Source organism: uncultured Sphingorhabdus sp. (genome assembly GCF_937872355.1).
GTDB lineage: Bacteria > Pseudomonadota > Alphaproteobacteria > Sphingomonadales > Sphingomonadaceae > Sphingorhabdus_B.
In genome coordinates, this window is the sequence record NZ_CALMSV010000127.1 from 1 (window position 1) to 18,996 (window position 18,996).

General features: G+C 58.9%; 20 protein-coding genes. 11 read left to right on the plus strand and 9 right to left on the minus strand.

Annotated features, from left to right (window positions below):
* From Q0239_RS07965 to Q0239_RS07980, 4 genes are all read left to right on the plus strand, one after another.
* On the plus strand, positions 1 to 988 hold a 988-nt coding region (locus tag Q0239_RS07965), incomplete at its 5' end, for an acetyl-CoA C-acetyltransferase (RefSeq protein WP_298600880.1).
* 5 nt (positions 989 to 993) lie between these two features.
* A complete protein-coding gene (locus tag Q0239_RS07970) occupies positions 994 to 2,145 on the plus strand; it encodes an acyl-CoA dehydrogenase family protein (RefSeq protein WP_298600883.1) in 1,152 nt (383 codons plus the stop codon).
* On the plus strand, positions 2,145 to 2,984 hold the full coding sequence (locus tag Q0239_RS07975) for a MaoC family dehydratase N-terminal domain-containing protein (protein WP_298600886.1): 840 nt from the start codon (positions 2,145 to 2,147) through the stop codon (positions 2,982 to 2,984). The genes Q0239_RS07970 and Q0239_RS07975 overlap by 1 nt, the downstream gene beginning before the upstream one ends.
* On the plus strand, positions 2,981 to 3,715 hold the full coding sequence (locus Q0239_RS07980; RefSeq protein ID WP_298600888.1) for an enoyl-CoA hydratase-related protein: 735 nt from the start codon (positions 2,981 to 2,983) through the stop codon (positions 3,713 to 3,715). Before Q0239_RS07975 ends, Q0239_RS07980 begins: the two co-directional genes overlap by 4 nt.
* Positions 3,716 to 3,721: 6 nt before the next feature.
* Here Q0239_RS07980 and Q0239_RS07985 read toward each other — a convergent pair whose 3' ends face one another.
* Complete coding sequence (locus Q0239_RS07985) at positions 3,722 to 4,852, minus strand: zinc-binding dehydrogenase (protein WP_298600892.1); 1,131 nt, start codon at positions 4,850 to 4,852, stop codon at positions 3,722 to 3,724.
* A gap of 90 nt (positions 4,853 to 4,942) precedes the next feature.
* Entirely contained in the window at positions 4,943 to 5,158 is a 216-nt protein-coding gene (locus Q0239_RS07990) for a hypothetical protein (protein WP_298600895.1), read from the minus strand.
* Positions 5,159 to 5,233: 75 nt separating this feature from the next.
* On the opposite strand from Q0239_RS07990, the gene Q0239_RS07995 reads away from it, so the two are divergent.
* Entirely contained in the window at positions 5,234 to 6,175 is a 942-nt protein-coding gene (locus tag Q0239_RS07995) for a DMT family transporter (RefSeq protein ID WP_298600898.1), read from the plus strand.
* Here the strand turns inward: Q0239_RS07995 and Q0239_RS08000 are convergent.
* Entirely contained in the window at positions 6,144 to 6,965 is an 822-nt protein-coding gene (locus Q0239_RS08000; protein WP_298600901.1) for a carbon-nitrogen hydrolase family protein, read from the minus strand. The genes Q0239_RS07995 and Q0239_RS08000 overlap by 32 nt on opposite strands.
* A 275-nt stretch (positions 6,966 to 7,240) precedes the next feature.
* On the opposite strand from Q0239_RS08000, the gene Q0239_RS08005 reads away from it, so the two are divergent.
* The 5 genes from Q0239_RS08005 to Q0239_RS08025 all read left to right on the plus strand — a co-directional run bounded on the left by Q0239_RS08005 (position 7,241) and on the right by Q0239_RS08025 (position 11,010).
* A complete protein-coding gene (locus Q0239_RS08005) occupies positions 7,241 to 7,489 on the plus strand; it encodes a hypothetical protein (RefSeq protein ID WP_298600904.1) in 249 nt (82 codons plus the stop codon).
* Positions 7,490 to 7,627: 138 nt separating this feature from the next.
* Positions 7,628 to 8,632 (plus strand): UDP-glucose 4-epimerase GalE, encoded by a 1,005-nt coding sequence (galE, locus tag Q0239_RS08010; RefSeq protein WP_298600908.1) that lies wholly within the window; start codon positions 7,628 to 7,630, stop codon positions 8,630 to 8,632.
* Between the two features lie 45 nt (positions 8,633 to 8,677).
* A complete protein-coding gene (hslV, locus tag Q0239_RS08015) occupies positions 8,678 to 9,244 on the plus strand; it encodes an ATP-dependent protease subunit HslV (protein ID WP_298600911.1) in 567 nt (188 codons plus the stop codon).
* Between the two features lie 19 nt (positions 9,245 to 9,263).
* A complete protein-coding gene (gene hslU, locus Q0239_RS08020) occupies positions 9,264 to 10,562 on the plus strand; it encodes an ATP-dependent protease ATPase subunit HslU (protein WP_298600914.1) in 1,299 nt (432 codons plus the stop codon).
* Between the two features lie 49 nt (positions 10,563 to 10,611).
* A complete protein-coding gene (locus Q0239_RS08025) occupies positions 10,612 to 11,010 on the plus strand; it encodes a GFA family protein (RefSeq protein WP_298600917.1) in 399 nt (132 codons plus the stop codon).
* 3 nt (positions 11,011 to 11,013) lie between these two features.
* Here the strand turns inward: Q0239_RS08025 and Q0239_RS08030 are convergent, their stop codons facing one another.
* Together Q0239_RS08030 and Q0239_RS08035 are read right to left on the minus strand one after the other, a co-directional pair.
* A complete protein-coding gene (locus tag Q0239_RS08030) occupies positions 11,014 to 13,884 on the minus strand; it encodes a pitrilysin family protein (protein ID WP_298600920.1) in 2,871 nt (956 codons plus the stop codon).
* 48 nt (positions 13,885 to 13,932) lie between these two features.
* Complete coding sequence (locus tag Q0239_RS08035; RefSeq protein WP_298600923.1) at positions 13,933 to 14,691, minus strand: molybdopterin-binding protein; 759 nt, start codon at positions 14,689 to 14,691, stop codon at positions 13,933 to 13,935.
* A gap of 63 nt (positions 14,692 to 14,754) precedes the next feature.
* Here Q0239_RS08035 and map point away from each other — a divergent pair, with 63 nt between their 5' ends.
* Positions 14,755 to 15,582: a type I methionyl aminopeptidase gene (gene map / locus Q0239_RS08040; protein ID WP_298600926.1), complete on the plus strand. Its 828-nt coding sequence runs from the start codon at positions 14,755 to 14,757 to the stop codon at positions 15,580 to 15,582.
* On the opposite strand, the gene Q0239_RS08045 is transcribed toward map, so the two are convergent.
* The 4 genes from Q0239_RS08045 to Q0239_RS08060 all read right to left on the minus strand — a co-directional run.
* Entirely contained in the window at positions 15,576 to 16,328 is a 753-nt protein-coding gene (locus Q0239_RS08045) for a topoisomerase DNA-binding C4 zinc finger domain-containing protein (protein WP_298600929.1), read from the minus strand. The genes map and Q0239_RS08045 overlap by 7 nt on opposite strands.
* A 40-nt stretch (positions 16,329 to 16,368) precedes the next feature.
* Positions 16,369 to 17,304: an N-acetyl-gamma-glutamyl-phosphate reductase gene (gene argC / locus Q0239_RS08050; RefSeq protein ID WP_298600932.1), complete on the minus strand. Its 936-nt coding sequence runs from the start codon at positions 17,302 to 17,304 to the stop codon at positions 16,369 to 16,371.
* Positions 17,301 to 18,197, minus strand: coding sequence for a C40 family peptidase (locus Q0239_RS08055; protein ID WP_298600935.1), 897 nt, complete (start codon positions 18,195 to 18,197; stop codon positions 17,301 to 17,303). The genes argC and Q0239_RS08055 overlap by 4 nt, the downstream gene beginning before the upstream one ends.
* Positions 18,198 to 18,224: 27 nt before the next feature.
* A partial coding sequence (locus Q0239_RS08060) for a M17 family metallopeptidase (protein WP_298600938.1) occupies positions 18,225 to 18,996 on the minus strand: 772 nt, incomplete at its 5' end.

Sequence of the window (18,996 nt, forward strand, 5' to 3'; positions counted from 1 at the left end):
CGACCTGCCCATCACCGTGCCGGGCTACCAGCTCGATCGCCGCTGCGGTTCGGGCCTGCAAGCAATCGTCAATGCTGCGATGATGATTCAAACCGGTGTGTCCGATGTGGTCGTCGCTGGAGGCTGCGAGAGCATGTCGAATGTCGAACATTATACCACCGACATCCGCAAGGGTGTGCGTGCGGGAAACCTGACGCTGCATGACCGCCTCACCCGTGGCCGCGTTATGAGCCAGCCGATCGAACGCTATGGTTTGATCAGCGGGATGATCGAAACTGCTGAAAACTTGGCCAAGGATTGGCATATCAGCCGCGAAGCCTGCGATGCCTATGCCGCACGCAGCCACCAGCGCGCGGCGGCGGCATGGGCCAACGGCCTGTTTGCCGACGAACTAGTTCCTGTTCAAATACCGCAAAAGAAAGGCGATCCGATCGTCTTTAACCATGACGAAGGCTATCGTGCCGATGCCAGTGTCGAGACGCTGGGCACACTTCGCGCACTCGAAGGCGGCGTGGTCACTGCAGGCAATGCCAGCCAGCAGAATGACGCCGCTGCGGCCTGCCTCGTCGTCGCCGAAGACAAACTGGAGGAACTCGGCCTTGAACCCATAGCATACTTCCACAGCTGGGCTGCCGCCGGTTGCGACCCCAGCCGCATGGGATATGGCCCTGTTCCCGCAACCGAACGCCTGTTCGCGCGTAATGGCCTGTCATGGAACGACATCGGCCTCATCGAACTTAATGAAGCTTTCGCGCCGCAGGTGCTCGCCTGCCTCAAGGGCTGGGGTTGGTCGGATGATGACAGCCGCCATGACATGCTCAACGTCAACGGATCGGGCATCTCGCTCGGCCATCCCATCGGCGCGACCGGCGGGCGCATCCTTGCCAACCTGACCCGCGAGATGCAGCGTCGCGATGTGCGCTATGGCCTTGAAACCATGTGCATCGGCGGTGGTCAGGGCATCGCTGCCGTGTTTGAAAAGGCATGAGCCCCATGCACGATTACACCGCCATCCGCGAAGAAGTCGCCAAACTATGCGCGCAGTATCCCGGCGAATATTGGCGTGCAAAGGACAAAGCGCGCGAATATCCGTCAGAGTTTGTCGCAGCACTTGGCGAAGCAGGCTATCTCGCCGCGCTGATCCCGGAAGAATATGGCGGCGCCGGCCCGCCCCCCCCGGCAGCAGCGGCAATCCTTGAAGAGGTACAGCGCCAAGGCTGCAATGGCGGCGCGGTTCATGCGCAGATGTACATCATGGGCACGGTGCTACGCCACGGCAGCGAAGAGCAAAAGCAGCGCTATCTGCCCAAAATCGCGACCGGCGAACTGCGCCTGCAAGCCTTTGGCGTAACCGAGCCGACCAGCGGCACCGATACGTTGAGCCTCAAGACCGTCGCCAAACGCGAGGGCGACAAATATATCGTCAATGGCCAGAAAATCTGGACGAGCCGCGCCGAGCATTCCGACCTCATGCTCCTACTCGCGCGCACCACACCGCGCGAAGAGGCGGCCAGCCGCACCGAAGGGCTTTCCGTCTTTCTGGTCGATATGAAGGAAGCGCTGGCTGCGGGCACGCTGACGATCAACCCCATCGATACGATGATGAACCATGCCACGACGGCGGTGTTCTTTGACAATATGGAGGTCCCCGCCGCCAATTTGATCGGCGAAGAGGGCAAGGGCTTTCGCTATATCCTTTCCGGCATGAACGCCGAGCGGCTGTTGATCGCGGCGGAATGTATCGGCGATGCCAAATGGTTCATCGAAAAGGCGACCGCCTACGCCAAGGAACGCGTGCTGTTCGGGCGGCCCATCGGGCAGAACCAGGGCGTCCAGTTTCCTATTGCCCGCGCCTATGCGCAGATGCGCGCCGCCGACCTCCTCGTGCAGGAAGGCATCCGCAAATATGAGGCGGGCGAGAATTGCGGTGAGGAAGCCAATATGGCGAAGATGCTCGCTGCCGAAGCCAGTTGGGCCGCCGGTGAAGCCTGTGTGCAGACGCATGGCGGCTTCGGCTTTGCTGCCGAATATGATGTCGAACGCAAGTTCCGCGAAACGCGCCTCTATCAGGTCGCGCCAATCAGCACGAACATGATCCTGTCCTTCGTCGCCGAGCATGTCCTCGGCCTTCCGAGGAGCTATTGATGGGCGCGTGGAATGCCTGGATTGGCCGCCAGATGGTGCAGCGCGACCGGCTGACACCTGCCCTGCTGCAACGTTTTCGGTCAACAATCGACAGCGTCGAAAGTGGGGAAATCGCTCCGCAAGCAATTCATTGGGTATTATGCCCGCCCGACGCTAGCACCGCGCATTTGGGATTGGAGGCCCATCCGCAACGCAGTGACAGCCCTGACAGCTTTTTCCCGCCCGTCCCGCATCCCCGCCGTATGTGGGCATCGAGCAAGGTTGAGTTTGTCGCTCCCATCGCAGTTAATGCAGAGGTTGAGCGTCTTTCCACCATCGCCTCGATCAGCGAAAAAACGGGCAACACCGGTAGCCTTGTCTTTGTCGATGTGGAGCATGAGACAAAGGCGAACGGCAAGCTGGTAGTCAAGGAACGTCAGACACTCGTCTATCGCGAGGCCAACACCACAAAACCGGCACCAGCGCCCGAAGCCATAGATATCGATTTTAGCGAATGGAATTTCCACCGGACGCTGGTTCCAAACGAAGCGCTGTTGTTCCGCTTTTCCGCCATCACCTTCAACACGCACCGCATCCATTATGATGCGCCCTATGCGATCAACGAAGAGGGCTATCGCGGCCTCGTGGTCCATGGGCCACTGACATCATCGTTGTTGCTTGATCTGGCAGCGCGGCAATTTGGTACAAATGCTGTCAAGCATTTCGCATTTCGGGCGCAAAGCCCGGCCTTTGCGGGCGAGCCGCTCCATCTGGTCGGACGACGCGAGGGCGATGCGCTCACATTGGCGGCACTCAATCCGGCGGGGCACACCGTCGTCTCAGCGGAGGGAAGTCTATGACCGATCTTGTTACCCGCGAGGACCGTGACGGCATCGCGATCCTGTCACTCAACCGGCCTGACAAGCGCAATGCGCTCAACATCGCGCTGTGGCTTGAATTGGAGGCGCATATTGCCGCCATACACAAAGCGGGCGACGCATTCGGCGCCGTCATCCTGCGCGCCAACGGATCGGTCTTTTGCGCGGGCAATGACCTGAAGGATCGCGGCAGCGAACTGCCCCGTGCCAATTTCCAAGCCTCGATCGTCACCGCGCTGGCTACCCTGCCCCAACCCGTCATCGTGGCCGTGCAAGGCGGCTGTTATACGGGTGGTCTTGAACTGGCTTTGGCGGGTGACATCATTCTGGCCGCCGAAAATGCAGTTTTCGCGGACACGCACGGCAAATTCGCGCTGGTTCCAATCTGGGGGATGAGCCAGCGGCTGCCCCGCCGTGTCGGCCAATGGAAAGCACGCGAGATGAGCTTCACCGGCCTTCCCGTCTCGGGCGCAGAGGCCGCGCGCATCGGCCTTGCCAACCATGTCGTGCCCGATGCTGAATTGGATGCCAAGGCGCTGGAACTGGCCAACGCTATCGCTGCGCAAAGCCGCCACAGCGTCTTTGCCTATAAGCAGCTTTATCAGGATCAGGCCGACCTGCCGCTCAATGCAGGCCTCGCCCACGAAGTGTTCAACAGCGTGGGCGTAGGTCCGGATTTCCTTGATCGGGTAAGCGGCCAGTTCGGCAAATAATCCGGCTCACGGCCGGATCAGATATTTCTCGCCGGTTTTCTTGGCGTTATAGGCCTGCATCGTTGCGACATCGACTGCCTGCTCCAGGCTGACTTCATGGCTGTAGTGGCTCTTGAAGGTAGTGGTGAGTTCAGCAGCGACACGGGCGCGCATGCGGCCAACGATTTCCGGTCCAGCCTTTGCCATAAAGGGCGTGAGCAGCCAGCCGCCCAGCCCCCAAGTTAGGCCAAAGCTGCGGTTCAATATGGTCGGTCCTACGTCAAGCGCGCCATAGATATAGACCTGCTTCATCTGGTCCGAACCATAGCGACTGAAAGCCGTCATCCGGCGCACGGCAGCGGCTTCCATTGCGCCCAGAATCTGCCCGGCCAGTTTGCCACCGCCAATCGGGTCGAAACCCAGGAACGCCTCGGTCTTTTCGATGGCGCTGGTCAGCTGCTCGACAAAATCTGCGTCGTTTGAATTCAGGACGATCTCCGCGCCGATACCCTTGAGAAGCGCAACCTGCTCGTCGCTGCGCACGATGTTGACCAGCGGAATTCCGTCAGCCTTGCAGATCTTCACCAGCATCTGACCAAGGTTCGATGCGGCCGCGGCATGGACGATCGCCTTATAACCTTCCAGCTTCATCGTTTCGACAAACCCCAGCGAAGTCAGCGGGTTAACGAAGCAAGATGCGCCATCTTCAGGAGCAGTTCCATCAGGCAGCGGCATGCACATTTGCGCCGCGAGGCAGCGATATTGGGCATAGATTTCACCGCCGATCAACGCGACGGTCTTGCCCATCAGCGCCTGCGCTTCCGGAGCGGCACCCGCCGCTACAACCACACCGCAACCTTCATTGCCGATCGGCAAGGCCTGACCGATGCGGCCGGCCATGAAGCGCATTCCGGCTTCGGGCACATTCATCGCGATACCAGGCAAGCCTTCACGTTCGATTGCGCGGGCGCTGGTCACATCCGCAGCCCCAACCATCAGGCCCAAGTCCGACGGATTGATCGGCGTGGCCTGCACCTTCACCACGACCTCATGGTCTTTCGGCGTCGGCATCGGCAGATCGGCCAGATAAAGCTCAAGCACGCCTTCGGGCTTTACTTCGGTCAGCATGGTACGGTTGGTTGCAGGCAGGTCGGACATATCTCTCTCCTCTTCCGCGATACGGATTCGGTTCGCGTTTGAAACTGGGTTAGCGGAACGCGCTATAGGCTTCAATGTTGCTCTTGGCGATCAACCGGCTTTTACGGCAAGTACCGCAGCTATCAGCGTAATCCCCATCGCAAGAACGCTCAAACCGGTCCACGGAACAAAACCGACCTGGTCAAGCCGCTCGCGCTTCTGCCGCTTTCTGTCAGCCAGCACGAATGTCACAGCGGCTAGGGCCGACAGAACGGCGATAACTGCCCACATGTGAAAGTTCCAATTTTCTGTCAGCCAGTCCATCATTCGCGCCAGATGCGCATGATCCCCTGTCATTGCAAGAGGCTGGACGGATGCAGATATCCGCCTATGCAAGCGGCGATGACGGCTGAAACGACAATTACCAAGGCTTCGGCGCAAACAGGCCGGCGCCCATTGCTGGGTATAATGCTGCGGCTTGCCGCGATGGCAGTGCTGGGTGTGATGTTTGCGTTGGTCAAGCTGGCGGGGCAGCACGGTGTCCATGTAGCCGAAAGCCTGTTCTATCGCCAACTCGCCGGGCTGCCCGTGGCAATAGCCTGGCTCTGGTGGACTGGCGCGCTGTCCTCCATCCGCACCGCCCGGCCGTTGCAGCACGGCCTGCGTATGATACTCGGCGTATCTGCAATGACGCTCAATTTTTCGGCGATGCTGCTGTTGCCGATGGCAGAGGCGACTACTTTTGGTTTTGCCGCACAGATTTTTGCGACGATCCTTGCCGCTTTGCTGCTGCGCGAGCCGACCGGACGCTATCGCTGGGGCGCTGTCGTCTTGGGCTTTATTGGTGTGATGATAGCTCTCCAACCCGGTGGTCAGGCGGTTGCCGCTACTAGCGCCGCAGTGGCTTTGGGAGGCGCATTGATGACGGCTTGTGTGATCATCCAGCTGCGGCGGATGGCGCAGAGCGAGCCAGCAGGTGCTATCGTCTTCTGGTTCAGCCTCACCTCGCTGCTGCCGTTGGGCATTGCCGTTCTGATATTCGGGAAGAACCATGACCTTTTCAGCTGGTCGATAATAGCAGGGCTGAGCCTGTCTGGTGCGATTGCGCAAATATTGCTGACAGCCTCGCTCCGTCATGCATCGGTCGCGGCGATTATGACCATGGATTATAGCGCACTCTTATGGTCGGCGCTGATGGGCTATACGGTGTTCGGAAACATACCCGGACATTCCGTTTGGCTTGGCGCGCCGCTGATCATCGGGGCAGGCATGATCATCGCCTGGCGCGAACAGCATCTGGCCAAAAGGCGCGCTACGGAAGCGGCGGAATATCCCGTCGGTTGAGGTGCACCGGAATTTGGGCACGCACTTCATCTACTCGGGCGGGATTTATATCGGCAAACCCCAGCCCTTCGCCCTCGCCCATATCGAGCAACACCTCTCCCCACGGATCGACCACGAGCGAATGGCCATAAGTCTCGCGGCCGTCCTCGTGCTTGCCCGATTGGGCCGCAGCAATAACAAAGGCTGCTGATTCGATAGCTCTCGCCCGCAGCAAAACGTGCCAGTGCGCCTTGCCTGTAGGGACGGTGAAGGCCGCAGGCACCGCAAACAACCTTGCTCCGCCCCGCGCCAGCCGACTGTAAAGATCGGGAAAGCGCATGTCGTAGCAGATCGTCAGCCCCATTGGACCAAGCGGGGTATCGACCAGCGTCGGGCTTTCGCCCCCAACATAGGCCGATGACTCCCTCCAGGATTCGCCAGTGGCCAGATCGACGTCGAAAAGGTGCATCTTGTCATAGCGCGCAACAACTTGGCCGGAACTGTCAATGAGCAGCGTGCGGTTAGCCATCCGCTCTTCTGTACGTTCTGACAATACCGGCACCGATCCCAAATGAACCCAGATGTCCAGCTCTCGTGCCAGGTTTGTCAGTAACTGCAGCGCCCTATTCTTGTCCTCCCACGAGATACTGGTTCTTGCGCGCTGGCGGTTCCGGTCTAGCAACAAGGACATTTCGGGTGCGAAATAGAATGCGGCGCCACGCGCCTTAGCTTCTTTCATGGCGACGGCCATTGCGGCGAAGTTTCTCTCAACGTCAGTGCAGCTGTTCATTTGATGAACCGCAATTAGCATGGCTCTAATACCCCTCTACAAAGCAATTCATCCAAGCTGCAAAACAAATACTTTGAACAAAACCAGATGATGAAAACTTACAACTTTAGGCGATAGGCAGTTAACCTGCGTTTACAATAGGCTTCACTGTGTCGGCTGCGCAACAGTCACCCAACCTATGAAGAGAAAATGAGATTTTGCAATTTCGACGTCGATTCACGGGTTGCACCAAAGCGCGGTTTGTGCCAGTAAGACCATGGTGTGTTTAAAACCACATTCAAAAAAGGAGCCAAAAAATGCGTTTCGGTAAAGTTTCGCTCGCTGCAGTGGCTGCTGTTGCTCTCGCCGGTGCCCCGGTGATCGCACAGGCTGCTGCTCCTGCAAAGCCCGTCGCTGCCAAGGTGCAGCGCGCTGGTGTTGCTAAGGAAGAAAGCAAGCTCGGCGGCGGAAGCGGTGTTATCATCGCTGTTCTCGCAGCTGCAGCTGTAATCGCCGGTATCGTTATTGCCTCGGGCAACGACGACGACGCTCCGACCAGCCCCTGAGCTCGGTCTGAGACTAAAAGGAAAGGCGGCTTTTAGCCGCCTTTTTTTTAACTTCCGCAGACGCAAATCTGGTAAATTCGATCAGAGCAAAGTGATTTTGTTAACCAAAGCATCACTCTCATCGGCTATCTTCCGGCCATGACAAAACAACTCAAAGTCCTCGTTACCGGCGGTGCCGGCTATATCGGCAGCCACGCCGTTTTAGCTCTGAAAGATGCCGGACACAGCCCCGTCGTCATCGACAATCTGGTTACGGGCTTTCGCTGGGCTATCCCCGACGATGTGCCCTTCGTCGCTGGCAATATAGCCGATGAGGAACTCGTTGCATCGACGCTTAGTGAGCATGGCATCGACGCGATCATGCATTTTGCCGGATCGATCATCGTACCCGAATCAGTCGAGAACCCACTCAAATATTATCGCAATAATACAGCCGCGAGTCGCAGTCTTGTCGATTCGGCTGTGCAGGCCGGTGTGAAGCATTTCATCTTTTCCTCGACCGCCGCGACCTATGGCATCCCCGAATCGAGCCCGGTTCGCGAAGACGCGCCCAAACTGCCGATCAACCCCTACGGCATGTCGAAACTGATGACCGAATATATGCTGCGCGATGTCGCGGCGGCACATGACTTCAACTATTGCGCCCTCCGTTACTTCAACGTCGCAGGTGCCGACCCGCTGGCGCGCACCGGCCAATCAACCGCAGGCGCGACGCATCTGATCAAGGTCGCCGTCGAGGCTGCATTGGGAAAGCGCGATTCGGTTGCGGTATTTGGAACCGACTATGCGACCCCCGATGGCACGGGCGTCCGCGACTATATTCATGTCAGTGATCTGGCCGCAGCGCATGTAATCGCGCTCGAAGCTTTGGTTGCGGATCCCAAAACCAGCCACACGCTCAATTGCGGCTATGGCCATGGCTATTCGGTAATGCAGGTGCTCGACGCGGTCGACCGCGTCACCAACCAGACCATCGAACGAAAGATCGAAGGCCGCCGTGCGGGCGACCCCGACGAGCTGATTTCAGACAACCGCGAAATCAAGGCCCGTTTCGGCTGGCAGCCCAAATATGACGACCTCGACACGATAGTGTCCCACGCCCTGCAATGGGAACGAAAGCTGGGCGAACGCGGCCAAGTCTAGTTGCCATACTTGCACTGTTAGACCATGCGCCCCATATCCGGGGCTATGGACAATCAAGCACATAACAACCCGTCGACCTGGTACAGCACAACGATCCTTTCGGTCCGCAAAGGCGGCAAGGTGGTGATCGCAGGCGATGGTCAGGTCTCGATGGGGCAGACGGTGATGAAGCCTAATGCCAAGAAGGTCCGCCGCCTGCACGACGGCAGTGTGATTGCGGGCTTTGCCGGAGCCACTGCTGACGCCTTCACCCTGTTCGAGCGGCTCGAAAAGAAGCTGGAGGCGCATCGCGGGCAATTGATGCGCGCCGCCGTTGAACTCGCCAAGGATTGGCGCACCGACAAATATCTGCGCAATCTGGAGGCGATGATGATCGTTGCCGACAAGGAAGTGACGTTGATCTTAACCGGCAATGGTGACGTGCTCGAACCACTTGATGGCATTGCGGCTATTGGATCGGGCGGAAACTTCGCGCTCTCTGCTGCGCGGGCGCTGATGGATTATGAAGCCGATGCCGAAAAGCAGGCGCGCCACGCGATGAAAATCGCCGCTGAAATTTGCGTTTACACCAACGACCAGTTGACGGTCGAAAGCATGGACAGCGTCAGCTGATCCACAGAAAGCCAATCAAATGAGCCAGAACCTTACTCCCAAGGCGATCGTCGCCGCATTGGACGAGCACATTATCGGTCAGGCCGACGCCAAGCGTGCGGTCGCGGTAGCACTGCGCAACCGCTGGCGTCGCCAACGCCTGCCTGCCGAATTGCGCGACGAGGTAACGCCGAAGAATATCCTGATGATCGGCCCCACGGGTTGCGGCAAAACGGAGATCAGCCGTCGCCTTGCCAAGCTGGCCGATGCGCCCTTCATCAAGGTGGAGGCGACCAAGTTCACCGAGGTCGGTTATGTCGGCCGCGACGTCGAACAAATTGCCCGCGATCTGGTCGAAGAAGCAATCCGCCTCGAAAAGGATCGCCGCCGCGAGGTCGTGCGCGAGGCCGCCGAAGCTGCCGCGATGGAACGCATCCTGAAGCCACTGGCCGGTGACACAGCCAGCGAAGCCACGCGCGAAGCCTTCCGCCAGCGCATTCGCGACCGGCATATGGACGATGTCGAAATCGAGATCGAAGTCGCCGATACTCCACGCATGCCGATGGACATCCCCGGAATGGGTGGCGTTGGCATGATCAACATCGGTGAAATGATGGGCAAGGCATTCGGCCAGAACAACCAGAAGCGCCGCAAGATGAAAGTGCCCGAAGCGTGGGCGAAGCTGGTCGACGAAGAAACCGAAAAGCGTCTCGACCAGGATGATGTCGCGCGCACCGCGATTGCCGATGCAGAGGCCAATGGCATCGTCTTTCTCGACGAGATCGACAAGATTGCGGTCAGTGATGTCCGCGGTGGTTCGGTAAGCCGTGAAGGCGTGCAGCGCGACCTGCTGCCGTTGATCGAAGGCACCACCGTCGCGACCAAATATGGGCCGATGAAGACTGACCATGTGCTGTTCATCGCCAGCGGTGCTTTCCATGTTTCCAAGCCGAGCGACATGCTGCCCGAATTGCAGGGTCGCCTGCCGATCCGCGTCGAGCTGACCGCGCTGACGCAGGAGGATTTCGTCCGCATCCTTTCGCAGACCAAGGCTAATCTGCCGCACCAATATGTGGCGCTGCTAGGCACCGAAGAGGTAGGCCTTGAATTCACCGATGATGCGATTGCAGCCCTCGCCCGCATCGCCGCACAAGTGAATGAAAGTGTCGAGAATATCGGCGCGCGCCGCCTGCAGACAGTTATGGAACGCCTGCTCGAAGATATCAGCTTTGATGCGGAAGACCGGAAGGGCGAGACCATAAAAATCGACGCCGCTTATGTTGAGCAGCAGCTTTCGGGCATTGCAAAGGACGCCGACCTTTCTAAATATGTTCTATAATTGTTCTCAATATCCTGCTATGTGAGTCGGTGCAGGAAGGAGACAGTATATGACCCATCAAGGCGGATGCCATTGCGGCGCGGTTCGTTATGAAGTGAGCGGGGATCCCCAGCATGTGGCGCTGTGCCACTGCAGCGATTGCCGCAAATCCTCGGGCGCTCCGATGGTTGCCTGGGCGGCCTTTACCGAAGAGCAGTTCAAACTGATCGAAGGGGATCCGGTGAAGTTTAATTCGACAGGATCCGCGACGCGTAGTTTCTGCCCGAAATGCGTGGCAGGTCTCGATTATCGCAATGCCGAATTCCCCCCCGCCATTTTCGACCTCCAGTTGGCAATGCCTGATGATCCCGATGCCCTGCCTCCCGGCGCCCATATCCAAACCGCAGAGCGGCTTGGCTGGATGAACAGCGCACATAGCCTTCCGGAATTTGAACGGTTTCCGGGTTAGGTTTTAGCGAGAGGCGACCGCGTCCGGCTCGGGTTCGACGACCATCGTCCAGGTTTTGGCGGCAACCAGATATTTGCGCGCCAATGCCTGCAACTGCTCCGGCGTCACCTTGCTGTAATCGCTGTACAGCCGTCCCAGCGCTTCATAACGCGCCGCATTGTACGTCGCGCCCTCCAGCTCGTTCATCCAGAACAGATTGCCGGTGGTCGCACGCTCAACATATTGCAATATCGGTTCCAACGCGCGTTGCAGTTCATCTTTGCTGACTGGCGTTGCGGCCAGATCCGCTGCAACCGCATTGGCAAATGCGAAAAAGCGGTCCCTGTCCTTGGGCTGCATCTGGCTGTACGCCATCAGAAAGCCACCTGATGTGAATTCGTCCGGCCAGGTTGAGGTTGCATCCGGGCTATAGCTAGCCGCCTGTTCCGACCGGAACTTTTCGAACAGCCTATCGCGGAACAATGCCGCCAGCACTTCCAACTGGCGTGCTTCACTTATTTGCGCCAGCCCTGCCCCGGTAGGCCAACCGATAACCGCAGCCATTTGGTCCTTCGGGCCTTTATGCGTAAAGCGCAGCGGCTTTGCGTTGGCGGCCGGAAAAACAACCTGCGAGGCCTTTTGAGAAACGGTGGCTGCGTTGCGCGGTTTCATTGCGCCAACGGTATTTTGTAGCGCATCGACCGCCTTTTCGGCTTCGAAGTCGCCGAACAGTAAAACCTCTACCGGACCACTGGCCAGCAGGGGCTCCCAAAAAGTGCGGAAAGCCTTGGCATCCAGTTTGCGTACTTCGTCCGGCGTCGGGATTTTCCAACGCGGATCGTTGCCTGACATCCGATACTGCAATTCGCGCTGCAGCACCGCGGTTGCCGACATATCGAAGCTGCGATAGCCCGAAATGGCCAGCGCCTTTTCACGTTCCAAAGGCGCGCTATCCCAATTGGGATTTTCCATTTTTGTGGCGATCAGGCGCAGCTGATCCGCCAAATCCTCCGGTCGCGTTGTCGCGGCATATTCGAACGCATCATTGTCGACATTGAAACCCAATTCAATGCGGCGGCCATTGATCAACTGGTCAATCTGCGTGCGACCGAATTGGGCGATCCCGCTTTCGCTGATGATTCCGGGCCCAGACCACAGAAGTGCAGCCTTGGCCGGTTCCATCGCCTGATAACCACGACCAAAGCGCACCAGAACGCGCACCTGGCCACTTTCCGATTTGTTGGGGAACAGCAGGGCGCGCACGCCATTGGAAAGCTCTACCGATTCCATTTCGAAACGGGGCAGCGGATTACGGACGATAACCTGTGCAGGCGCGCCCAATTTGGGCAGATCGTCAAAGCCAATCGCCTTTTCCGCAAGCCTGGCAGATGTCGCCGCCGCAACCGGATCGGTCAACGCCTTGGCTAGTCTCGCATCGGCATCCGCACCATCATCGACCGGCGTCGTTCGCAATATGCGCACTGCATCGGCGGCAAACAGCGCTTGCGTGGCAGCCAGCAACCGTTCTGGCGTGAACTTGTCGCGCATATTTTCATAGACAGCGACAACGGTATCGGGTGCTGCGATGGTTTCCCGGATATCGACAGCCTTGACGATATCGTCCGACTGCTTGGCCGCTGCCTCGAATGGATAGCTATCGCGCATCGTGCGCAGCGCATTGCCGAACAGCGCGAGTTCCCGATCAATGTCTGCTTGCGAAGGCGGCGTCGTAACAGCATCCTCGATAATAGCGCGCACGTCACGCACTGCTTGCTGCCAATTGTCGCCGATAGGCGTGATAATGACCGTGGTTGTGTCGGCGCTGCGCGAAATATCTTCCTGCCCCACCTCGGCAACGCTGAACGTGGACCCGGCCCGCGCCTGAGTCACCAGTCGGCGATTCACGATTTGCTGGGCTAAAGCATCGATCAGCAACTGCTCGTTATAGGCAATAGTATCGGCAACTTTTTCCCAAGGCCGAGCATAGATGAGCGCAACATTGGGCGGCAGCGTTGGTGCAACCACTGTTTTGGCGACTATACCCTTCGGATCGGGCTTTCCGAAATCGGGATCAGCGACCGGTTTCCCCTGGCCCTTCCATCCCCCAAAATGCTGACGAACCAACCGTTCCAGTTCGGCTGGTTCAGCGTCTCCGGCGATCGACACCACAACTTTTTCGGGGCGATACCAGCGGCGGTGAAACTCTTTCAGCCCAGCCGCCGACGCCGAATCGAGGCTTTCCAACGTCCCGATTGTCGAACGCTCGGCGAGACGTTGACCCTGAAAAGCGTGCCGCCGCATCGCTTCACCCAGATCCATGCCAGCACCCGCAGACTCGCGCAGCTCGGCCTGCACGATGGCGCGTTCGGCATTCAAAGCGCTTTCCGAAATATTCGGCGCACGCACCATGCCCGCGAGAATTTTCAGCGACTCGTCCAAGGTTGCGGCTGAACTGTTTGGCAAATCCAGCTTATACACCGTCTGCGTTGGCGTAGTCTGGGCGTTGCTGTCGCTGCCAAAGGTGACGCCGAAGCGCTGCCAGATGCGCTTTGCTTCTCCATCGGGAACATGTTCCGACCCACGAAAGGCCAGATGCTCCATCAGGTGCGCAAAGCCGAGCTCATTGTCCTCTTCGTGCAGCGCCCCCGCATCCACACGCACGCGGATAGAGATTTGTCCCGCCGGGACGACGTTCTTTTTCACGGCATAGCGCAAGCCGTTGTCGAGCACGCCAAAGGTCCAACTTGCGTCGACCGGGACGTCGCTATTCTCGTAAAGCCAGGGGGTTTGGGTAGCTACAGTCGCGGTTGCCGGTGCAGCTTCGGCAAAGACGGCTTGTGCAGGGATGAGCAGCGCGAGCGCGGTCGCGAGGCGAAGACTATGGAGCAATTTCATCGACCGGCTTCCTGCTGCCTCGTCGATTGACGCAGGATGAATAGGCGGTCAAATCCCGCCATCGACACTGTCATAACCTAATCCGGCGAGCCCTGAACGCAACGCCTCTACACAGGCCGCGAGCTGGTGCGCTTCGGTCGAGCGTATCACGAAATTCGCCCCCACCCGCCCTTCGCGGAAGAAGGGATAGCTGCCGATCTGGCATCCTTCATGCGCCTTTTCGGTATCGCCGAGCAGCTTGGCAATCTCGCTTTCCGCGACCCAGCAACCGATCTGGTGCGAAAGCAGCGGCGCACCGCCCTCCAGCGTACCAGTCAGCGCGTCTAACATGCCAGCGGTGATATGCGGCACGCCTGCCATGATGAAGATATTGCCGGTCTTGATACCGGGCGCGCCCGACATTTTATTGGGGATCAGGTCCGCTCCATCGGGCACGCGGGCCATGCGCAGCCTCTGCTCGGTCACGCCGCCGCGCGTTTCATAATAGCGTTCGAGGATTTCCTTGGCGCCCGGCTGGACCCCCACCGGACCCCCGAGCCCCTTGGCAATCGCCTCGCCGGTAATGTCATCATGCGTCGGCCCGATCCCGCCGGTGGTGAACAGATAATCGTTGCGCGCGCGCAGCGTGTTGACTGCCTCGACAATCGCCTCCTCGACATCGGGCACCACGCGCACCTCGCGCAGGCGGATGCCCTGCACGTTCAGCCAGAGGGCGATCTGGCTGATATTCTTGTCCTGCGTGCGGCCGGAAAGGATTTCGTCGCCAATGATGACGAGCGCGGCGGTGTAGATGCGGTTTGAGGTCATGGGGATGGCATAGCCGCAAAGACTCCCCTCGCAAAGCACGGATAAAGCGCCTATATGCGCCCCATGAACCAATATGTTGCCGTTACCGCCGAAGAGGCCGCAATCCCGCGTGACGGGGTGATCAAGCTGCACGGGGCGGAAGCCTTTGAAGGCATGCGTAAGGCAGGCCGCCTTGCCGCCGAAATCCTCGATGCGCTCACCACCTTCGTCGTGCCCGGCGTGACCACTGGCGAGATCGACGATCTGGTACGCGAAATGACGCTGAAGGGCGGCGGCATTCCCGCGACGCTCGGCTATCGTGGCTATACGCACAGCTGCTGCACCAGCATCAACCATGTCATCTGCCACGGCATCCCATCGGACAAGAAGCTGAAGGACGGCGACATCGTCAATATCGACGTCACCCCGCTGCTCGATGGCTGGCATGGCGATTCGAGCCGGACCTATCTGGTCGGCGATGTGCCGCTGAAGGCGCGGCGGCTGGTCGATGTGACCTATGAATGCCTGATGCTGGGCATTGAGCAGGCAAAACCCGGCAACCGCATCGGCGATATCGCCCATGCGATCCAGACCCATGCCGAGGCGCACCGCTATGGCGTGGTCCGCGAATTTTGCGGGCACGGCCTTGGCCGCCTGTTCCATGACGCACCCGAAGTCGTCCACGCCGGCCGCCCCGGCACCGGGCCCGAACTGAAACCCGGCATGATCTTCACCATCGAACCGATGATCAACATCGGCAAACCGCACGCCAAGGTGCTGGAAGATGGTTGGACGGCGGTAACGCGGGATCGCTCATTGAGCGCGCAGTTCGAACATAGCATCGGGATTACCGAAGACGGCTGCGAGATCTTTACTGCGAGCCCGAAGGGGCTGAATAAGCCGCCTTATTGAGAGCTGGAATGTTTGCATTTTGGGAAGTTTGAGCACCCCAAAAATGTGCCGTATCGGCCACTCCGTTCCACCATGTGCCCGCTACATCCCTCACGGGGGCAGCTAGGCCTCATCGGCGACGAGGAAAACAAAGTCGGTTGCGGCGGCTGTTGCTTTACTGAACGTCGTTTCTGATATTGCTGATGTTTGAACTGCCAAGGCGGAATATTATCGTCCAAGGCCCAAATTCCACGCCTATGTCGCTGTGCGTCGGAAAACGCATCCATATACCGCTCGTCCGGCCCGTAACGCTCAAGCACCCACGCCCAGCCATTCACCACCATCTCTAGCTCTATATTTCTTGTAATATAGGAGCGTTCCCAGAACGCTGCGATCAACGAACGAAGCCCGCTAGTTGGAGCTTCTTTTTCCAGAGGTTTGGCCGCCGTCAAATAAGGGACACAAACAATGCGATTGTGCCGGTCAACAATTTGACCAGTGTCCGACTTGTAAAGGATCGAGAGATCTACATTGCATCCACCGATGAGCGAGTTGAGAAAATCTCTCGCCTCAAGTCCACCTTGCTGGCCTATCTCAGGCGCGTCGACAAAGCCAAATCGGACGCCGACTTCAAATTCGACATTGCGTTGGTGATTTCTGAGCTTCGTCAAGAACCCATCACCATCAAAGACCTTCAGAACAGGTACTCGTAGAGTATCCGCTTCTGGTTCTTCTGGTACGATTATAGGCGTGGTTTCATGATCCATTCCAACCATCTTAGGAGTAGATGGTTAAGTTACCAAGATATCACAACCGCAACCCACTCACCTCATCCAGACCGGCCATGATGTTCAAATTCTGCACGGCTGCACCGCTGGCGCCCTTGCCCAGATTGTCGAGCATCGCCATCAATCGCACCTGATCGCCCTTGGGCGAGCCCATGACATAGAGATCGAGCCGGTCGCTCGGTTCCTGTGAGTTGAGGATCAGCAGTTCGGACGGCGCCATGTCGGCGTGCACCTTCACCACCGGTGAACCCGCATAATGTTCCATCAGGCAGGCGCGCATTTCTTCGGGGCTGTCGCTGCCGGGCATCACCGAAATCGGCAGCGGCACCTCGACCATCATGCCGCGGAATGCTTTGACGACGGCGGGTGAAAAAATCGGCGCGAGCGCCAGCCCGGCGTGGAGCTGCATTTCAGGCACATGCTTGTGGCTGAGGTCTAGGCCATAGGTGCGGAAACCAATATCCGCCCCCTCGCCTTCGAACCGTTCGATCAGGGCCTTGCCGCCGCCCGAATAGCCCGACACCGCATTGACCGTATAGGGCCAGTCCGACGGGATCAGGCCAGCGGCCACCAGCGGCGCTACCAGCCCGAGGAAACCGGTGGGGTAGCAGCCCGGATTGGAAACAAAGCGCGCCGCCGCGATCCGTTCATGCTGGCCCTTTTTGAACTCCGGAAAGCCATAGGCCCAATGCGGGTCAACACGGTGCGCTGTGGAGGCATCGATCACGCGAGTGCGATCATTGGCGATCATCGCAACCGCTTCCTTCGCCGCATCATCGGGCAGGCAGAGGATGACGAAATCGGCATCGTTCAACGCTTCACGACGGGCAGCGGCATCCTTGCGCTTTTCTTCGGGCAAGATGATCTGCGCAAACTCGCTGCGGCCCGAAAGCCGGTCGGCGATTTCGAGGCCGGTTGTGCCGACTGCGCCGTCGATGAAAACCGATTTGGTCACAGCTTCACGCGTTTCCGCGCCAGCACTGGCTGCTCATGCTCGGCAAAACGCGCGGTTGCATCAACCAAAGGCTCCACCGAAACCGCCATCGCAGCGCCATTGGCGTGGATCAGGTTGCTCTCGTCCGCCATGATACCGACATGGCCGGGGAAGAAGACAAGATCGCCGCGCTGCAGCTTTTCACCCGCACCCAGTTCTTCACCAAAGCCCGCTTGTTGCATATCTGCATCGCGCGGGGCCTTGATGCCTTTGAGGCCGAATACGAGCTGCACAAGCCCCGAACAGTCGAGCGCATCGCCGCTGCGTCCGCCCCAGCTATAAGGCACGCCGACCAGTTTTTCGGCGAGGTCTGCTGGATCGCCCTCAACCTTGCCGGGTTCAGACAGATGCACGCGCGGAATCCAGCCGCCTTCGCACGCCAGAAACTTGTCGCATTCGCTGGGTTCGCCGCAGACAATCTGCGCGCCCATCGGATAGCGGGCAAGGACAGGAGCCTTGATCGAGGGCGTCGCAACCAGCAAAGTGGCAGGTGCGTTCACCACATGCGTCGCGGTGAAATCATCGCCCAGATCGGCAAAGCGCAGATAGCCGAGATAGTCATCGTGCAGGCAATAGCCCCAAGCCCATTCGCCTGCGACGTCGAGCACGGCAAATTCTTCGCCATGCATCAGCGCGCTGACCGGCATCGAGGAGAGATGCGGTTCGGCATGGATTTCGGTGACCGGCGCAATACCCGTGCGCAGCATCGGCACCGCATAATGCGGCGCAAACAGTTTTCCGGCGAGCTTGATGTCCGCCAGATCGCCGCGGATCGGCGTCGTGCGCTTGTCGCCTTCGATGCTATGCCCGCTGAGGCGATAGGTCGCGCGTTGTTTGGGTGGCGTATCGGCCAAAATATTTCCCCTGACTAAGCGCGCCCCTTAGCGGACCGGATAGGCCTGCGACAAGTAGCGATAAACCGCGCGCAGCCCAAGCGCCTCGCCGCCCTTGGGCCGCCCCGGCTTGGCGGTCGGACGCCAAGCGAAGGTATCGAGATGCGCCCAGCGCACTTCATCGGGCACGAATTTCTGCATGAACAAGGCCGCAGTGATCGCGCCTGCGAAACTACCACCCGCATTGGCGGTGTCGGCAATGGCGCGATCGAGCAGATCGGCATAGGGCTTCCACAACGGCATCCGCCAGAGCGGGTCTGCCACCGCCTTGCCTGCATCGAGCAAGCCCTCTGCCAATTCATCGTCATTGGCGAAAAGTGCTGGCAAATCCGGCCCAAGTGCTACGCGTGCGGCACCAGTAAGGGTCGCAAAATTGACGATCAGGTCTGCCTTGTCCTCGACTGCCTTGGCTAAAGTATCGGCAAGGATAAGCCGCCCTTCGGCATCGGTATTGTCGATCTCGACATGGATACCCGCACGGCTCTTCACAATGTCTCCTGGACGGAGCGCTCCGCCAGCGACGCAGTTCTCGACCGCGGCCACCAACAGGTGCAACCGCACCGGCAGATGCGCCTTCATGATCAGTTCGGCCAGCGCGAGGGCATGCGCAGCCCCACCCATATCCTTTTTCATCAGCCGCATGCCGACCGCGCTTTTCATCGAAAGCCCGCCCGAATCGAACACCACGCCCTTGCCGACGATGGCGATGCGCGGATGGCGTTCGTCGCCCCATTCAAGCTCGATCAGCCGCGGCGCGTAA

Coding starts and splice junctions, on each gene's coding strand:
- Q0239_RS08025 (WP_298600917.1), top strand. CDS start 10,612: ATGACCCATCAAGGCGGATGCCATTGCGGCGCGGTTCGTTATGAAGTG.
- Q0239_RS07975 (WP_298600886.1), top strand. CDS start 2,145: ATGGGCGCGTGGAATGCCTGGATTGGCCGCCAGATGGTGCAGCGCGAC.
- Q0239_RS07985 (WP_298600892.1), bottom strand. CDS start 4,852: ATGTCCGACCTGCCTGCAACCAACCGTACCATGCTGACCGAAGTAAAG.
- Q0239_RS08000 (WP_298600901.1), bottom strand. CDS start 6,965: ATGCTAATTGCGGTTCATCAAATGAACAGCTGCACTGACGTTGAGAGA.
- Q0239_RS08030 (WP_298600920.1), bottom strand. CDS start 13,884: ATGAAATTGCTCCATAGTCTTCGCCTCGCGACCGCGCTCGCGCTGCTC.
- Q0239_RS07970 (WP_298600883.1), top strand. CDS start 994: ATGCACGATTACACCGCCATCCGCGAAGAAGTCGCCAAACTATGCGCG.
- Q0239_RS07990 (WP_298600895.1), bottom strand. CDS start 5,158: ATGATGGACTGGCTGACAGAAAATTGGAACTTTCACATGTGGGCAGTT.
- hslU (WP_298600914.1), top strand. CDS start 9,264: ATGAGCCAGAACCTTACTCCCAAGGCGATCGTCGCCGCATTGGACGAG.
- map (WP_298600926.1), top strand. CDS start 14,755: ATGAACCAATATGTTGCCGTTACCGCCGAAGAGGCCGCAATCCCGCGT.
- Q0239_RS08035 (WP_298600923.1), bottom strand. CDS start 14,691: ATGACCTCAAACCGCATCTACACCGCCGCGCTCGTCATCATTGGCGAC.
- hslV (WP_298600911.1), top strand. CDS start 8,678: ATGGACAATCAAGCACATAACAACCCGTCGACCTGGTACAGCACAACG.
- Q0239_RS07995 (WP_298600898.1), top strand. CDS start 5,234: ATGACGGCTGAAACGACAATTACCAAGGCTTCGGCGCAAACAGGCCGG.
- Q0239_RS08045 (WP_298600929.1), bottom strand. CDS start 16,328: ATGGATCATGAAACCACGCCTATAATCGTACCAGAAGAACCAGAAGCG.
- Q0239_RS07980 (WP_298600888.1), top strand. CDS start 2,981: ATGACCGATCTTGTTACCCGCGAGGACCGTGACGGCATCGCGATCCTG.
- Q0239_RS08005 (WP_298600904.1), top strand. CDS start 7,241: ATGCGTTTCGGTAAAGTTTCGCTCGCTGCAGTGGCTGCTGTTGCTCTC.
- galE (WP_298600908.1), top strand. CDS start 7,628: ATGACAAAACAACTCAAAGTCCTCGTTACCGGCGGTGCCGGCTATATC.